Annotated in this window: 16 protein-coding genes and 1 tRNA gene; all 17 read right to left on the reverse strand. The window is 67.0% G+C overall.

The features are described 5' to 3' along the window. Positions 1–1,975 (reverse strand): CarD family transcriptional regulator (locus KDJ86_RS16010; protein WP_291748031.1); only part of this gene is annotated, 1,975 nt, incomplete at its 3' end. 6 nt (positions 1,976–1,981) lie between these two features. Continuing rightward, complete coding sequence (locus KDJ86_RS16015) at positions 1,982–2,323, reverse strand: FAD assembly factor SdhE (RefSeq protein WP_291748034.1); 342 nt, start codon at positions 2,321–2,323, stop codon at positions 1,982–1,984. Between the two features lie 66 nt (positions 2,324–2,389). Beyond that, on the reverse strand, positions 2,390–3,214 hold the full coding sequence (locus KDJ86_RS16020; RefSeq protein ID WP_291748037.1) for an aldo/keto reductase: 825 nt from the start codon (positions 3,212–3,214) through the stop codon (positions 2,390–2,392). A 164-nt stretch (positions 3,215–3,378) separates the two neighbouring features. Then, on the reverse strand, positions 3,379–3,507 hold the full coding sequence (locus KDJ86_RS16025; protein ID WP_291748040.1) for a hypothetical protein: 129 nt from the start codon (positions 3,505–3,507) through the stop codon (positions 3,379–3,381). A gap of 128 nt (positions 3,508–3,635) precedes the next feature. Continuing rightward, positions 3,636–4,802, reverse strand: coding sequence for a DegT/DnrJ/EryC1/StrS family aminotransferase (locus KDJ86_RS16030; RefSeq protein ID WP_291748043.1), 1,167 nt, complete (start codon positions 4,800–4,802; stop codon positions 3,636–3,638). Beyond that, positions 4,802–5,767 (reverse strand): Gfo/Idh/MocA family protein, encoded by a 966-nt coding sequence (locus KDJ86_RS16035; protein ID WP_291748046.1) that lies wholly within the window; start codon positions 5,765–5,767, stop codon positions 4,802–4,804. Before KDJ86_RS16035 ends, KDJ86_RS16030 begins: the two co-directional genes overlap by 1 nt. A gap of 132 nt (positions 5,768–5,899) precedes the next feature. Continuing rightward, on the reverse strand, positions 5,900–7,315 hold the full coding sequence (gene mgtE / locus KDJ86_RS16040; protein ID WP_291748049.1) for a magnesium transporter: 1,416 nt from the start codon (positions 7,313–7,315) through the stop codon (positions 5,900–5,902). Positions 7,316–7,436: 121 nt separating this feature from the next. Continuing rightward, positions 7,437–7,523: transfer RNA gene (locus KDJ86_RS16045), tRNA-Leu, on the reverse strand. A 62-nt stretch (positions 7,524–7,585) separates the two neighbouring features. Continuing rightward, entirely contained in the window at positions 7,586–8,812 is a 1,227-nt protein-coding gene (locus KDJ86_RS16050; protein WP_291748051.1) for an MFS transporter, read from the reverse strand. A gap of 50 nt (positions 8,813–8,862) precedes the next feature. Further along, positions 8,863–9,849 (reverse strand): thiamine-phosphate kinase, encoded by a 987-nt coding sequence (thiL, locus tag KDJ86_RS16055; protein ID WP_291748054.1) that lies wholly within the window; start codon positions 9,847–9,849, stop codon positions 8,863–8,865. Between the two features lie 6 nt (positions 9,850–9,855). Continuing rightward, complete coding sequence (gene nusB, locus KDJ86_RS16060; protein ID WP_291748057.1) at positions 9,856–10,347, reverse strand: transcription antitermination factor NusB; 492 nt, start codon at positions 10,345–10,347, stop codon at positions 9,856–9,858. Beyond that, positions 10,344–10,799, reverse strand: coding sequence for a 6,7-dimethyl-8-ribityllumazine synthase (gene ribH / locus KDJ86_RS16065; RefSeq protein WP_291748060.1), 456 nt, complete (start codon positions 10,797–10,799; stop codon positions 10,344–10,346). Before ribH ends, nusB begins: the two co-directional genes overlap by 4 nt. A 35-nt stretch (positions 10,800–10,834) precedes the next feature. Then, the gene (locus KDJ86_RS16070; RefSeq protein ID WP_291748061.1) at positions 10,835–11,440 is read right to left on the reverse strand and encodes a riboflavin synthase; all 606 of its coding nucleotides are present in this window, start codon (positions 11,438–11,440) and stop codon (positions 10,835–10,837) included. 10 nt (positions 11,441–11,450) lie between these two features. Continuing rightward, positions 11,451–12,581 carry a bifunctional diaminohydroxyphosphoribosylaminopyrimidine deaminase/5-amino-6-(5-phosphoribosylamino)uracil reductase RibD gene (gene ribD, locus KDJ86_RS16075; protein ID WP_291748064.1) on the reverse strand — a complete coding sequence of 377 codons (1,131 nt, stop codon included), beginning with the start codon at positions 12,579–12,581 and terminating at the stop codon, positions 11,451–11,453. Continuing rightward, positions 12,581–13,063, reverse strand: a complete 483-nt coding sequence (gene nrdR, locus KDJ86_RS16080) for a transcriptional regulator NrdR (protein ID WP_291748066.1) — start codon at positions 13,061–13,063, stop codon at positions 12,581–12,583. Before nrdR ends, ribD begins: the two co-directional genes overlap by 1 nt. Positions 13,064–13,090: 27 nt before the next feature. Next, complete coding sequence (glyA, locus tag KDJ86_RS16085; RefSeq protein ID WP_291748069.1) at positions 13,091–14,398, reverse strand: serine hydroxymethyltransferase; 1,308 nt, start codon at positions 14,396–14,398, stop codon at positions 13,091–13,093. 253 nt (positions 14,399–14,651) lie between these two features. Continuing rightward, the gene (locus KDJ86_RS16090) at positions 14,652–15,920 is read right to left on the reverse strand and encodes a L,D-transpeptidase family protein (protein WP_291748071.1); all 1,269 of its coding nucleotides are present in this window, start codon (positions 15,918–15,920) and stop codon (positions 14,652–14,654) included. Positions 15,921–16,048: the final 128 nt, after the last annotated feature.

The following is a 16,048-nucleotide window of genomic DNA, read 5'->3' on the forward strand; positions in this document are numbered from 1 at the left end:
CGCGCAGCGCCACCTCGGTCTTGCCGAAGCCGACGTCGCCGCAGATCAGCCGGTCCATCGGCTTGCCGGCGGCGAGATCGTCGAAGACGGCGCCGATCGCGGTATCCTGGTCCTCGGTCTCCTCGTAGGGGAAACGCGCGGCGAATTCGTCATAGGCGCCCTCGGGCGGCGTCATCACCGGGGCGGCCCGCATGGCGCGCTCGGCCGCGACCTTCATCAGCGCCTCCGCCATGTCGCGGATGCGCTTCTTGAGCCGCGCCTTGCGGGCCTGCCAGGCGGTGCCGCCGAGCTTGTCGAGCGGCGCGTCGGCCTGGTCGGAGCCGTAGCGGGAGAGAAGCTCGATATTCTCGACCGGGAGATAGACCCGGTCGTTGCCGGCATAGACGAGCTCGAGGCAGTCATGCGGGGCGCCGGCCGCCTCGATCGTCTTCAGCCCGACGAAACGGCCGATGCCGTGGTCGGCATGGACGACCAGATCGCCCTCGGCGAGGCTGGTGACGTCGGTGAGGAAATCCGCCGGACGGCGCTTGGCATGCGGCCGCACCAGCCGGTCGCCGAGGATGTCCTGCTCGCCGATGATCGCGAAATCGGGGGTCTCGAAGCCATCCTCGATGCCGAGCACCGCCAGCCCGACGACATCCTTCGGCAGCGCCGCCGCTTCGGCCCAGTCGGAAACCGCCTGGATCCCGGTCAGGCCGTGGTCGGCGAGGACCTGCCCCATCCGGTCGCGCGAGCCCTCGCTCCAGCAGGCGACGATGGCGCGCTTGCCGGCCGACTGCAGCGCCGCGACATGGGCGATGACCGCGTCGAAGATATTGACCTCGGCGGCCTGCCGTTCCGCCGCGAAATCACGGCCGCGGCGCGCCTCGAGGTCCATGACATCGGCGCGGGCCGGCTGCGCGAAGGGCGACAGCCGCACCAGCGTGTGGCCCGAGAGCGCCTCGTCCCAGGTCTGCCGGGTCAGGTAGAGGCTGTCCGGCGACAGCGCGTTATACGGAACATGCCCCGTGTCGCCGACCTCCATGACCTGGAGCCGGGCGCGATAGTGATCCTCGATCTGGGCGAGCCGCTCGCCGGTCGCCTCGTCGTCGAGGTGGTCGAGCACCACGGCCGCCCCGCCGGCGTGGTCGAACAGGGTTTCCATGCTCTCGGCGAAGAGCGGCAGCCAGTGCTCCATGCCGACATAGCGCCTGCCCTCGCTGACCGACTGGTAGAGCAGATCTTCCCGGCTCGGTGCGCCGAACGCGGCGACGTAATTCCGGCGGAAGCGGGCGATGGTCTCGGGCGAGAGGTGGAGTTCGTTCGCCGGTACGAGGTCGATCCGCTTCCGCGCCGCCACCGTCCGCTGGCTTTCGGGATCGAAGGTCCTGATCGATTCGAGCGTGTCGCCGAAGAAATCGAGCCGGACCGGTTCGCCCGCGCCCGCCGCGAAGAGATCGACAATGCCGCCCCTGACGGCATATTCGCCCGGCTCGCGGACGGTCGGACTGCGCAGGAAGCCGTTATCCTCGAGCCATCCGACAATCGCATCCATCGGCTTCTGGTTGCCGACGGCGAGCGACATCGAGCCGCGGGAAACGAAGGCGCGGGTCGGCACCTTCTGGAGGACCGCGTTCACGGTGGTGAGGACGATCGAGGGACCCGACGGCGGCACCGTCAGCGCGGCCAACGCCGCCATCCGCCGCGCCACGACCGCCGAATGCGGCGATGCCCGGTCATAGGGCAGGCAGTCCCAGGCCGGAAAGTCGATGATCCCGGTCGCCGGCGCGAAGAAGCGGATCGTCCGCTCGACTTCGGCCAGCCGCTGGCCATCCCGCGCGACGAAGACGACCCGGCGGTCGGCGACCGCGGCGACCTCGGCGAGCGCCTTGCCGACCATCCCGTCCGGGACGGAGGTCAGGGTGACCGGCGCCGAAGCCGCCAGCGCGGCCTTGATCGACGGTCTGGCATACGGCCGGGAAAGCGTTTCGGACATGTCGGGTCAGCGAACCTGGTTGTGAAAGGCGACGAGACGGTCAAGCACCGGTGAAGCGCATTCTTCCGGCACCGGCTCGGCGCCGGTCACCCAATTGAGGATGTCGGGATCGGGCATATCGAGAAGCCTCTCGAACGCCGCCACCTCGCTTTCGGAAAATGATGCCAGGTGGGCATCGGCGAAGCGCCCGAGAATCAGGTCCGTCTCGCGGGTGCCGCGATGCCAGGCACGGAACGCCAGCCGCTTCCGACGCGTATCCAGAGCCGCCCGGACCTGTTCCACGATATCGACCTGCCAATAGAAGACCTGCGCCGAGCCCTGTCCGGCCCGTCGCTCATGTCCGAGCATATAGCGTCCGGGCGGGCAGTTGTCAGCCGTTGCGGCCGTCAGGAACCGAAGACGGGTTGAAAACAGTCAGTCATTCCAGTCGGCGATCAGCGACGAGCCGCAAATCCGCTCGTTCCGGGTCCGGCTGAGAGCGGAAATCGCCGCCATTTCGGCGTCGTCGAGGCGAAAGCCAAAGATATCGAGATTGGTCCGCAGCCGGTCGGCGCGGGTCGTCCTGGGAATGACGACGGCTCCCTGCTGGTTCTCCCAGCGCAGGACGACCTGGGCCGGCGACACCGCGTGCCGGGTGGCAATCTCCACGATCGCCGGCTCGTCGAACGACCGCCCCCGACCCAGCGGACAATAGGCGACGAGCACCGTCCCCTTGTCCTCGCAGGCAGCGATCAGCCGATCCTGGTTGAGATAGGGATGATACTCGCACTGGTTCGCGATGATCGGGAATTCGGTGCTGACCCACGCCTCGTGGAGGCGACGCGGGGTGAAGTTGGACACGCCGATATGAAGCGTCAGCCCGCGGCGGCGAACGTCGTTCAGGGGGCGCATCATCTCGGCAACGCTGAGAGTGGGACTGGGCCAATGGATCAGGACGAGATCGACATGATCCATCCCGAGCCGCTCGAGGCTCGCCTCGAGCGATCGCTGGAAATCGCCGTCGGCGAGGTCGCGGGGACCCACCTTGGTGGTCATGAAGAGCTCGCCCCGCGGGATGCCCGATGCCCGGACGCCCTCTCCCACCCGCTCCTCGTTGCCGTAGGCGGACGCGGTGTCGATATGGCGGTAGCCGGCGGCGATCGCGTCATGCACCAGTCGCGCGCAATCCTCGCCGCCAAGCGTCCAGGTGCCGATCCCGACCGAAGGGATCGCGGTGTCGTAGGAACGGATCGCTTCCATCTCGCTTCCTCCCGGAGGAATAAAGGTTGTCCTCCAACCGGACACGGTCAAGCGCCATCAAAAAGGGCAGCCGCCTTAAGCGACTGCCCTCTCCTGCGTCCACGTCCTGCCGGTGGCTCGGCGTGCCGTGGTCCGCCGCATCTCCATCGACCGTCGACGGCCTGCTAGCCGATCCAGCCGATGTCCTTGCGGATCTCCGGGGGGAGAGCCTCGACCACGCGTCGCGTGTGGCGCCGCCGGCGAGCCTCGTTCACTCGTTCCGCCATGTCGCGAATCCGCTCGAATCCGACCATTCCGTACCTCCTTGCGACGTGCCGAAGGGCCCCGCCGCTCTCGATCTGATTGTCGAATGCGTCAATAGGCAAAGCCCGAGCGCCGGTCTGTGACCGGCTTCACACATCGCCGGAGGCTGTGGATATCCTCAGGCGTCGCGGACGGCAGCCAGCACCGCCTCGATCACCCTGTCCGCCTCCGGATCGGTCAGGTCGGGGTGCAGCGGCAGGCTCAGCACCTCGCCGGTCAGCCGCTCCGAGACAGGGAGCTCGTCGCCGACATAGTCGCGGAAGGCGGGATGCTGGTGGAGCGCCAGACGGTAGAACAGGCCGGTGCCGATGCCCGCCTCGTCGAGGCGCGCCTTGACGCCGTCGCGATCGCGGACGCGGATCGTATAGAGGGCAAATGCGCTTTCCGCGTCCTCGCCGATCGTCGGCACGGTCACCGCCGCCGCAAGCGCCTTGTCATAGCGCGCGGCGATCGCCCTCCGACGAGCCAGTTCCCGCTCGAAAACCTCGAGCTTGGCGAGGAGGACCGCCGCCTGGATGGTGTCGAGACGGCCGGTCAATCCGAGCTCGGTCGCTTCGTCGCCGGTGCCGGTGCGGCCATGGGAGCGGATCCTGCGAACCGCCTCGGCCAGCCCCTCATCCTCGGTGAGGATCGCGCCACCGTCGCCGTAGCAGCCGAGCGGCTTCGTCGGATAGAAGCTGGTCGCCGAGATCGGCGCCAGCGCACCGGACCTGCGCCCACCGAGCTCGCCGCCGAAACTCTGCGCCGCATCGGCGAGCACCGTCAAACCATGGCGACCCGCCACCGCACCGATCGCCGGATAGTCGGCCGGCAGCCCGTAGAGATCGACCGGCATGACCACGCGGGGCACGAGCTTCCCAGCCTTGCTGACGGAGACGATCGCCTCATCGAGCGCCGCCGCGTCCATGTTGAAGCTGTCCTCGTCGACATCGACGAAGATCGGGGTTGCCCCGATCGACGCAACCGACCCCGCGGTCGCCGCGAAGGTGAAAGCCGGCACGAAGACCGCATCGCCGGGCTTCACGCCCATCGCCATCAGCGCGATCATCAGGGCATCGCGACCGCTGGAGACCGCGATCGCATGTCTCGCGCCGGCGAAACGGGCCAGCCGCTCCTCGAGCAACGTTACTTCCGGACCGAGGATGAACTGGCCGTGGTTGAGGACCGCGTCGATCCTGGCCTTGATCTCTCCCTCGAGCCGCGCCTTCTGGCGCTGGAGATCGAAAAGGGCGATCCGGTCGTCATTCGCGGCCGGGAGCACTGTTGCGGTACCGACCGGCGCCATTACGCAGGAACTCCGTTGGTGAGATCGGGGGACGAAATCTGCCCCCTCGAGATTGCGGCGAGGATCATATCAGCGACTTTCATGGCGTCGAGTCCGGCCATCCCGTCCACCGGCGGCGGCGCTCCGTTGCGGACGCTCTCCAGGAACGCGGAGATTTCCGAACCGAGATTGTCGGCGGCGGCCAGGGTCATCGTTTCGGAGCTCGCGGTCCCGTCGACTCCGGTGACGATCGACAGCGTCTGGCCGGAGAGATCGGCGGCAAGATTGCGCCCGATCTCCGAGACGCTGACGGAACGTTCCGCGACGGCCGCGACGCGGCTTGCCGCGAGCGTCGCCACCACGCCATTCGCGAAAACCAGGCGCGCCTCCGCGACATCGTTCGAATCCGTCGCGATGCGCGCTCCCGATGCCTCGGCCGAAACGACCGTCGAACCGGCAACGGTCAGGGCGAGATCGATGTCGTGGATCATGAGATCGAGCACCACATCGACGTCGGTGGCGCGACCGGTCCATGTCGTGTGCCGCACGCATTCGATCAGCCGCGGCGCCTCGACCCGGTCCAGCAATGCGCGAAACGCGGGCGCATAGCGCTCGATATGGCCGACCTGGAGGATAACCCCCGCCCCCCGCGCGCGTTCGACGAGGTCAGCGGCTTCCCGTGCATCGATCGCGATCGGCTTCTCGACGAAGACATGGATGCCGGCGTCGATCAGATCGCCCGCGACGCGATGGTGAAGCGAGGTCGGCACCGCCACCGAGGCCGCCTCGACCTGCCCGATCAGGGCGCGGTGATCGTCAAGCGCGGCGGCGCCGAAGCGTCGCGCCGCGGGACCAGATCGTTCCGGGTCGGAATCGACCACGGCGACCAGCCTGGCCTCCGGATGCGCCGCATAGTGCCGCGCATGGTGCGAACCGAAATAGCCGAGCCCGACAACGCCGACCTTAACTTCACTTCCCGCCGGCATTACCGGAGGCCACCCCTTGCAAACCAGTGCATGTCATCGAATCGGCTGCGAATTTAGACGGCGGCGTCGACGGAGCGAATAAACAATTGCTCACCGGTGAAACATCACGCGAGCGGCCAATTCCCGGTCCCGCTAGAGGAATCCGAACCACCAGCCGGCAAGCCCGAGGAAAACGAAGAAGCCGGTGACGTCGGTCACGGCGGTCAGGATGACGCCGGACGCCACCGCCGGATCAATGCCGAGACGGTCGAGTGCAAGCGGAATCATGGCACCGACGAGCCCGGCAACGACAATATTGACGATCAGCGCGACGGCGATGACCGTGCCCAATGCCGGCGACGCGAACCAGAGCCCCGCCCCGAGCCCGACGCAGAGGGCAACGACGAGCCCGTTGATCAGGCCCACCATCGCTTCGCGGCCAATCACCCGATAGGCCGCCCGCGCCGCGATGTCGCGGGTGGCGATGGCCCGGACGGTGACGGTCATCGCCTGGGTCCCGGCATTGCCGCCCATCGACGCCACGATCGGCATCAGGACGGCGAGCGCGACCATCTGCTCGATCGTCCCGTCGAAAAGGCCGATGACCGCCGCGGCGAGGAACCCCGTCAGGACGTTGACCAGCAGCCACGGAACGCGGCTCCGCGCCACATGCGCCACGGCGTCGGTGGTCTCCTCGTTGCCGATACCGGCAAGGCGGCGGATGTCCTCCTCCGCCTCCTCCTCGATGACGTCGACGATGTCGTCGACCGTAATGACGCCGACCAGGCGCCCGTCATCGTCGACCACCGGCGCCGTCACCAGATTGTAAAGCTCGAAGAGCCGCGCCACGTGCTCCTGGTCGTCGGCCGCCTTGACGGCGTGTATGTCCGAATCGGTGATGTCGCTGATCGCGGTCGGCCGCTTGCTCCTCAGCAGCCGGTCGAGCGCCACCATGCCGATTGGATGGAAGCCGGCATCGATGACGATGAGCCGGTGGAATTCGTCGGGGAGGTCCTCCTCCTCGCGCAAGTAGTCGATGGTCCGCCCGACGTCCCAGAACGGCGGCACGGCGATGAATTCCGTCTGCATCAGACGGCCGGCCGAATCCTCCGGATATTCCAGGCTTCGCGAAACCGCGGCACGGTCCGGATGCGGCAGCCGGCCGAGGATGATCTGCCGCTCTTCCTCCGGAATATCCTCGAGGATCGTCACCGCGTCGTCCGAATCGAGGCGTTTGACCCCCTCGACGATCTGGTCGGGAGGCAAGGCCTCGATCAGGCGGGCGCGGAGCTTGTCGTCCAGTTCGGTGAGGACGGCGAAATCGAAGTCATCGCCGAGCGACCGCACCAGGCCGGTCCGCTCGTCGGGGCTCAGGGCTTCGAGGAGGTCGCCGACATCCGCCTCGTGGAGCGGCGCGACAAGGCTTTTCAGCTCGGCGACATCGCCGGTTTCGATCGCCGGCCGGATCGAGGCGACGAACCGGGGCGAGAGATCGCCCCGCTCGTTGCGGATCGGGGAGGACGCACCTTCGGCAAGCGATTCGTCCACGCTGGCAGATGGTTCGGCCATGATCTTCCTCGACTGCCGCAGGCATGCCGGACGCGCTGGCATCCGACGCCGTCGCCCGGAACCCGAAAAGGCGAACGGCGGCCCGCGGGGGCCGCCGATCATCCAATCGTTCTCAATAGTCTGGTGCGGTCGAGAAGACTCGAACTTCCACGGGTTTTACCCCACAGCGACCTCAACGCTGCGCGTCTACCAATTCCGCCACGACCGCGGGAAAATCGCGGGGTGATGTAGCAAATCGATTCAGTCCTTACAAGGCGGTGCGGGTATCGATCAGACAGGCATCCGCCGCCTGGCGAAAACCGCGACCATCACGCCGAGCAGGCAAAGCCCGACCACCGGGAAGACCACGATGTTGATCCAGTCCCATCCCAGGGTGCTGAACAGCGTCCCGGAGCTGAAAGACGCGACCGCGACGGTTCCGAAGACCAGGAAATCGTTGAGACCCTGCACCTTGCCGCGCTCTTCGGGGCGATAGGTCTGGGTCAGCATCGCGGTCGCGCCGATGAAGCCGAAATTCCAGCCGACCCCGAGCAGAATCAGCGCCAGCCAGAAATTGGCCAGGTCGATTCCGGCGAGCGCCACGGCACCGCAACCGGCGAGCAGGGCGAGGCCGACGGTGATGATCGTTTCGGCACTGAAGCGCGCAATCAACCGCCCGGTGATGAAACTCGGCCCGAACATCGCCAGGACATGCCACTGGATGCCGAGCGCCGCATTGTCCTCGCCGAGGCCGCAGGCGACCATGGCGAGCGGCGCGGCGGTCATCACCAAGGCCATCAGCGCGTAGGATCCCATCGCGCAGACGACGGCGACGATGAACCGCGGCTGGCGGGCGATCTCCGAAAGCGGCCGCCCGCCGGACATCGCTTCGACCTTCGGCGCCTCCCGCGCGCCGCCACCAAGGAGCGTCAGCACGAGGAAGCCGATCACCGCCAACGCCGACATGGCGAAGAAGGAGCCGGCGAAGGGGATCGGGTCGAGGAGGTTTCGGGTGAAGATGACCGTCTGCGGACCGATTATCGCCGCCGCGATGCCGCCCATCATCACCCAGGAAATCGCCTTGGCCCGAAACGCCGCGTCGCCGCTGTCGGCGGCCGCGAAGCGGTATTGCTGGACGAAGGAAGTCGACAGGCCGACGGTCAGGAATCCGGCAAACAGGATCCAGAACTGACCGAGGATCACGGCCATCCCTGCAACGATCCCGCCGATCATCGCGAACAGCGTACCCGTCATGAACCCGTAGCGCCGCCCGATCCGGCGCATGAGCAGGGCGGCCGGTATCGCCCCCGCGGCCACGCCGAGGTTGAAGCCGCTGACCGGCAGCGTCGCGAGCGACTTGTCGGGACCAAGCAGATAGATCCCCGCCAGGCCGCCGAGCGTGATCCCGATCGGCGGGATGCCGCCGTTGATGGCGGAAGCGGCCGACAGGATGAAGGCGTTGCGGCGTGCGTGGGAGTCTTCCGACGCGGAAGAGATTTCAAGGGCCTGTTCGGTCAAGAGACGTCTCCCGTATGGCGGGTATCTGGTCCGCTTCTATCGTTCCGCGGCTAGAAATGTACGTGGCTCGTCCCCTGTAGCGTCAATACGTCGCCCTCGGCATCGCGGACGACCGGCGGCCCCTCGCCCTCGACAATGCGCCCGATCCGGGTCACCGGAACGCCCGCCTCGGCTGCTTCCTCCGCATATTGCTCCGCATCCGGCTCCGGCACCGCCGCGAGGATCTCGTAGTCGTCGCCCCCGGCGAGGATCGTCGCCATCGCCGTCCGGTCGTTCGCGACCAGGGCGCGGGCGCCGGCCGAAAGCGGCACCGCGGCCGCGTCGATCTCGCCGCCGACCCGCGATGCCCGGCAAAGATGGGCGAAATCGCCGACCAGGCCGTCTGAGACGTCGAGCGAAGCGGTCGCAAAGCGCCGCAGGACCGGCGCGAGTTCCGTGCGCGGCTGGGGATAGAGATACCGGTCGAGGAGATGGTCCGTCGCCTTGCCCGCCGGCATGGCGTCGATCGTCCCGAGCCGGACACGCAAGCCGAGCGCCGAATCGCCGACGGTCCCCGAAACGAACACCACGTCGCCCGGCGCCGCGCCCGAGCGGCGTATGACGCCGCCCGCCGGCACGAGGCCGAAGGCGGAGATCGAGACCGTCAGCCCGCCCGCGGCCCGGTTGGTGTCACCGCCAAAGAGGGTGACGCCGAAGCGCTGCTGATCGGCCGCGAGCCCGTCCGCGAATGCCCGGATCCAGTCCTCGGTCCAGTCCTCCCGCAAGGCGATCGACATCAGATAGCCGACCGGCGTCGCTCCCTTGCCGGCAAGATCGGACAGATTGACCCTCAGCGCCTTGGCGGCGATCGCCTCGGGCGGATCCTCCGGGAGGAAATGGATGCCCTCGGCGATCAGGTCGGCCTTGAGGACGAGATCCTCGCCGTGGGGCGGCGCATAGACCGCGACGTCGTCGACGAGGCCGAAGGCACCCGGATCGGAAGCAAGCGGACGGAAATAGCGCGCGATCAGCTCGAATTCGCCGGGACGCTCAGCCATCTCCGGTCACGTCCGTTCGGGCGCGGCTGCAAATTCGGCGGGACGGCTGGATCGGGCGAGCTTGTCGAGGACGGCATTGACCATGCCGGCGGCATCCGCGTCGAAGAAGGCGCGCGCCACATCGACATACTCGGTGATCACGACCCGACCCGGCACGTCCGAGCGGCTTGCCAGTTCATAGGCGCCGGAGCGGAGGATCGCCCGCAGCGTCGCGTCGATCCGGGTCAGCGGCCAGCCCGGGGTCAGCGCCCGGTGGATTTCCGGATCGAGCGTCCTCTGGTCGCGCACGACGCCGGAAACGAGATCGCGGAAGAAAGCTTCGTCGGCGTCGCGATATTGCTCGCCATCAACGACCCGACCGAGCCGGAATGCCTCGAATTCAGCCAGAACGTCGGGAAGCGTCGCCCCCGCCAGGTCCATCTGGTAGAGCGCCTGGACCGCGGCAAGGCGCGCCGCGCCGCGCTGGTTCGCGGGTCTTGCCGATCGGACGGCGTTCATTGCCCGGCGCCAAGTCGTTGCCGGATCGCGATCATGGCAAGCGCCGCCTCGGCGGCGGCACCGCCCTTGTTCTTGCCGTCGACCCGCGCCCGGACCATGGCCTGGTCGCGACTGTCGACGGTCAGGATGCCGTTGCCCACAGCGAGCGGACCGGCAACCGCGAGGTCCATGATCGCCCGCCCGGATTCGCCCGCAACGATGTCATAGTGGCTTGTCTCGCCCCGGATGACGCAGCCGAGCAGCACGAAGCCGTCGTAACGGGTTCCGCCATTCGCCATGGCCGCCGCGGCCATCGCCATCGCCGCCGGGATCTCGAAGGCTCCCGGCACCGAAATATGGTCGTAGGTGGCCCCCGCGGCCGAGAGTGCCGCGTCGGCTCCGCGGACCAGCTCTTCGGCAATGTCCTGGTAGAAGCGGGCGTCGATGATCAGAAGATGCGGCGAAGTCGCCATGGCCGTTCGACCTGTTTCGTGATGCAGGTCGCGACTTAGGCCGTTTCCGCCAGCCGTGCAACATATCGGGCGATCAGATCGACCTCGAGATTGATCCGATCGCCTTTCTTCCGCTCGTTCCAGTTGGTGACCTGGAGGGTGTGCGGGATCAGCAGGCAGTCGAATCGGTCCTCCTTGACCGAGTTCACCGTCAGCGACGTCCCGTCGAGCGCCACCGACCCCTTGGGAGCGACCAGCCGGCCGATCTTCTCGGGCATGTCGAACCAGAAACGCGTCGTCTCCCCGAGATCCTCGCGCTCGACGACGGAGACCACGGCGTCGACATGGCCGCTGACCAAGTGGCCGGACAATTCGTCACCGACCTTGAGCGGTCGTTCGAGGTTGACGCGCCGGCCGATATCCCAGTCGGAAGCCGTTGTAACCTCCAGCGTTTCCGGCGCCGCATCGACCTCGAAGACGGTATCGCCATCGTCACCGCTGTCGCAGGAAACGACGGTCAGGCAGATGCCGCTGCAGGCCATCGACCCACCGATGACCAGGTCCTCCGGCTTGAACTTGCAGGCAATCGCGATGCGTTGGACATCGTTGCGCTGACCGTTGCCGATGACAGTTCCGATGTCCGAGACGATTCCTGTAAACATCGCCCCCCGCTCAGGCTCTCACGTAGCGTCGCATCTGGTCGTCCCCGACGATTGCGGCGTCGATTTGGCGAAACCGCGGACTGCGCTCGATCGCCGACAAGGCATAGCCCTCCAGGGCGCGAACCCCGTCGGGCCCGACCACGACCGGGGCGCGGAAAAGGATGATCTCGTCGAGCAGGTCGTCGGCAAGCAGCGATGCCGCCACCCGCGCACCTCCCTCGACCAGAATTCGCGTCAGCCCCTCCCGTGCGAGCTCCGCCAGGGCTTCCGGCAGGTTGAGCCCGTTCGGCCCGTCCGTCGTCTCGATGACCTTGACCCCGGCTGCCGTGAGCGCCGCCTTGGCGTCGGCGCCGGCCGCGGGGCCCACGACGACGAGGACCGGCACGTCCCCGGCCGTCGTCACGAGCTTGGTGTCGAGCGGCAGCCGCGCCGACGGATCGAGGACGATACGCATCGGAGAGCGTGGCTCGAGACCGGGCAAGCGGACGGTCAACCGCGGATCGTCGACCAGGACCGTCCCGATGCCGATCATCACGGCGTCCGACTCGGCCCGCATCGTCTGTACCGCGGTCAGTGCCGGCTTGCCGGTGATCATCATCCGCTCGCCCTCGCGGCGGCCGATCATGCCGTCGGCGGAGACCGCGAGCTTCAGCGTGACCTGGGGCCGTCCACGGGTCACCCGGGAGATGTGGCCGGCATGGTCGCGCCGCGCGACATCGGCAAGGACGCCGGAATCGACCGTGATCCCGGCTTCCTCCAGCATCGCCCGGCCCTTTCCGGCGACCCGCGGGTCGGGATCCTCGATCGCCATCACAACGCGGGCGACCCCGGCCGATTTCAGCGCCGAGGCGCATGGCGGGGTCTTGCCGTCATGGGCGCAGGGTTCGAGCGTGACATAGACCGTCGCGCCGCGCGCCGCCTCGCCCGCCTGTTCGAGCGCCACCGTCTCCGCATGGGGCCGACCGCCAGGAGCGGTCCAGCCACGACCGACCACGATGGCGTTTCCGTCCTCCACCCGCGCGACGATGGCGCCGACGGCCGGGTTGGGATGGGTACGGCCAAGATTACGCCGGCCGATCCGCAGCGCCGCCGCCATCAGCCGCCGGTCGAGCTCGGCCGAAACGCCAGCGCCGGCGCCCATCACTCGTTGCCTCCCCCGATGCCGACCCGCTGCTCTTCCGAGAGCTCGCCGACAAAAGCTTCGAAATCCTTGGCCTCGCGGAAATTCTTGTAGACCGATGCGAAGCGGACGAACGCCACCGTATCGAGCCCGCGAAGGCCTTCCATGACAAGATGGCCGATCGTCTCGGAGGGAATGTCGCTCTCGCCCGAGCTTTCGAGCTGCCGGACGATGCCGTTGACCATCCTCTCGACGCGGTCCGGATCGACCTGACGCTTGCGCAACGCCACCTGCACCGACCGCATCAGCTTGTCGCGATCGAAGGGCACACGGCGGTTGTTCTTCTTGACGACCATCAGCTCGCGGAGCTGCACCCGCTCGAAGGTGGTGAAACGGCCGCCGCAATCAGGGCATACGCGCCGCCGCCGGATCGCAGTATTGTCCTGGGAAGGACGCGAGTCCTTCACCTGGGTATCGGGGTTGCCGCAGAACGGACAGCGCATGCGTTTTGGCCGTAATCCGCGCTTTGCTCAGTCCGAATAGATCGGGAACCGGGCGGTCAGCGCATGAACCTTCTGCTTCACCGAAGCCTCGACCAGCGGGGCGGCGCCATCCTCCGACTGCGCGACCGCATCGAGGACCTCGGCGATCAATTCACCGACCTGACGGAATTCGGCAATGCCAAATCCACGCGTCGTGCAGGCCGGCGTACCGAGCCGGATGCCCGACGTCACGAAGGGTTTCTGCGGATCGAAGGGAATGCCGTTCTTGTTGCAGGTGAGGCCCGCGCGAACCAGCGCCTTCTCCGAAACGTTGCCCTTCAGCTGCTTCGGCCGCAGATCGACCAGCATCAGATGGTTGTCGGTACCGCCGGAGACGATTTCGAAGCCCGCGCTGCGCAGCGTTTCCGCAAGCGCCCTCGCATTGTCGACGACATTCTTCGCGTAGACCTTGAAGTCCGGGCGAAGTGCCTCGCCGAAGGCAACCGCCTTGGCGGCGATGACGTGCATCAGCGGCCCGCCCTGGAGCCCGGGGAACACCGCCGAATTGAACTTCTTGGCCAGCGCCTCGTCGTTGGTCAGGATCAGTCCGCCACGCGGGCCCCTGAGCGACTTGTGCGTCGTCGAGGTCACGACATGGGCATGCGGGAACGGTGACGGATGCGCCCCGCCGGCGACGAGGCCGGCAAAATGGGCCATGTCGACCATCAGGTAGGCGCCGACCGAATCGGCGATCTCCCGGAAGCGCTTGAAGTCCCAGATGCGCGAATAGGCGGTCCCGCCGGCGATGATCAGCTTCGGCTTTGCTTCCTCGGCGATCCGCTGGACCTCGTCATAGTCGATCAGGTGATCGTCCGGCCGGACACCGTATGGCGCGACCTTGAACCACTTGCCGGAGAGATTGACCGACGATCCGTGGGTCAGGTGGCCGCCAGCGGCGAGATCGAGCCCCATGAAAGTGTCGCCCGGCTCAAGCAGTGCCAGGAAGACCGCCTGGTTCATCTGGCTGCCGGAATTCGGCTGGACGTTGGCGAAGGCGCATCCGAACAGCTTCTTCGCCCGCTCGATCGCAAGCGATTCGGCGATATCGACGAATTCGCAGCCGCCGTAATAGCGCTTGCCCGGGTATCCCTCGGCATATTTGTTGGTGAGGACCGAGCCCTGCGCCTCGAGCACAGCGCGCGACACGATGTTCTCGGACGCAATCAGCTCGATATCGTCCTGCTGCCGCTTCAGCTCCTTGCCGATGACATCGGCGATCTCGGAATCGCTCTCGGCGAGCCCGGCAGCAAAGAAAGCCGGCGGCGCGCCGGCGGCGAGTGAATCGGTCAACGACATCAATCGACCCCAGTGAAGAAGGAGGACCCGACCGCCTCGAACGCGTCTTCCGCGAAACGATCACGCTTGCCGCCCGGCTTAACATATGGCTCGGGACGCGCCAAGGACCGGACACGCCCCCTTCCCCGCCCGTGGGACAAGCCAGGGATGCCGGAGCGGAACGCAAATTGCGGCACGACACGGCACGGCGATTTGCCCGGTCAGTGCGGGATGAGGCCGGCCGGGGTGGCGCGGCGCCTGCAACCGCCCCCGATCAGAGCGGGGCGGAGGCTTGCAGCGCGTACTGATCCAGTCCGTCGAGACCGTAGATGTCGTTCCGGAAGTGAACGACGCCGTCGGGCATCGCCCAGGCGGTGAGGTAGGTCCAGAACAGCGGCACGGGCCTGGCCACCTGGACATCGAGCCTCTGGCCGTCGGCGAATTGCTGGTCGATAACCTCGCGCGTCTGGCCGGGCGTGTCCTTCAGCAGCCAGACGATAAGGTCCCGGATGCCCTGGACGCGAACGCAGCCCGACGAGTCGAAGCGGTATTCGTCGTAGAACAGCCCCTTGTGCGGCGTGTCGTGCATATAGACGCCGTCCGGGCTCGGGAAGTTGATCTTCACGATCCCCAGCGAGTTCTCCTCGAAGGGATCCTGCCGGAACATGTATTTGGTCGCTTGGTCCGAATACCAGTCGATCTGGTTCGGCTGAATCTCGTTGCCCTGCCCGTCGTAGATCCTGATCCGGTACTCCGTCAGGTAGTCCGGCCGCTTCTGCATCGTCGGGATCAGGTCCTTCTTGATGATGCTGGCGGGCACCGTCCAGAAGGGGTGGAAATTGATCTGGGTGATCTTCGAATTGACCAGCGGCGACGGGCGGTCGACCTTGCCGACGATGGCGGTGTGACGCTGCGCCACGTATCCGCCCTCCACGGCCTCCACCTGGGCGGCAGGGATATTCACCATCACGAAGCGGTCCGGAATCTTCCGGGTCAGCTTCTGCAGCCGCTCGAGGTTCTTGCCAAGCTGGTTGAGCCGGACCTCGGCCGGGACATTCAGGGCGGCGAAGGTGGTTTTGCCGACCACGCCGTCCGCCGGTATGCCGTGACGGGCCTGGAAGCGCTTCACCGCGGCGTCGACATACGTGTCGAAGGCGTCGGACATGCCGTAGGCCGGATCGAGGTCGCCGGAAATGATCAGCCGCTGGCGAAGCGCCAGCACCGCCGGCCCCCGAGCCGCGATGCGCAGCGTCTGGTCAGCCGGCACCATCGGCCAGCCGCCACGCGCGACGATTGCCGAATATTGCTGGATGGCGCCCTCGACCGCGGACACGATGTCGGGCGAGAGGATCGGCACGTTGGTGCGCACTTCCGGTGCGCTGACCACGGCGGCATCGAATCCGTCCGACCACTCGGTGGCCCGTTGACGCAGGACGTCGTCGATCGGGTCCGCCATCGTCGTCCCGACAAGGCAGCCCAAGGCAACGACCGCGCCGGCGACCGTCGGCAGGGACACCCTAGATGCAGACTTCGCGAAACTCATTCTCGACCACCCGTCCCAAGACCCCAAATGGCATGCCACCTCGACGTCGCGGCTATCCCGCGACGCGCATGGCCAATGCACATCTCTACAGGATTTCCCTTTCGCCCGGTTAATATGGCGCTTTCGTG

This window comes from Bauldia sp., assembly GCF_020442045.1.
In the GTDB taxonomy this organism is placed as follows: Bacteria; Pseudomonadota; Alphaproteobacteria; order Rhizobiales; family Kaistiaceae; genus Bauldia.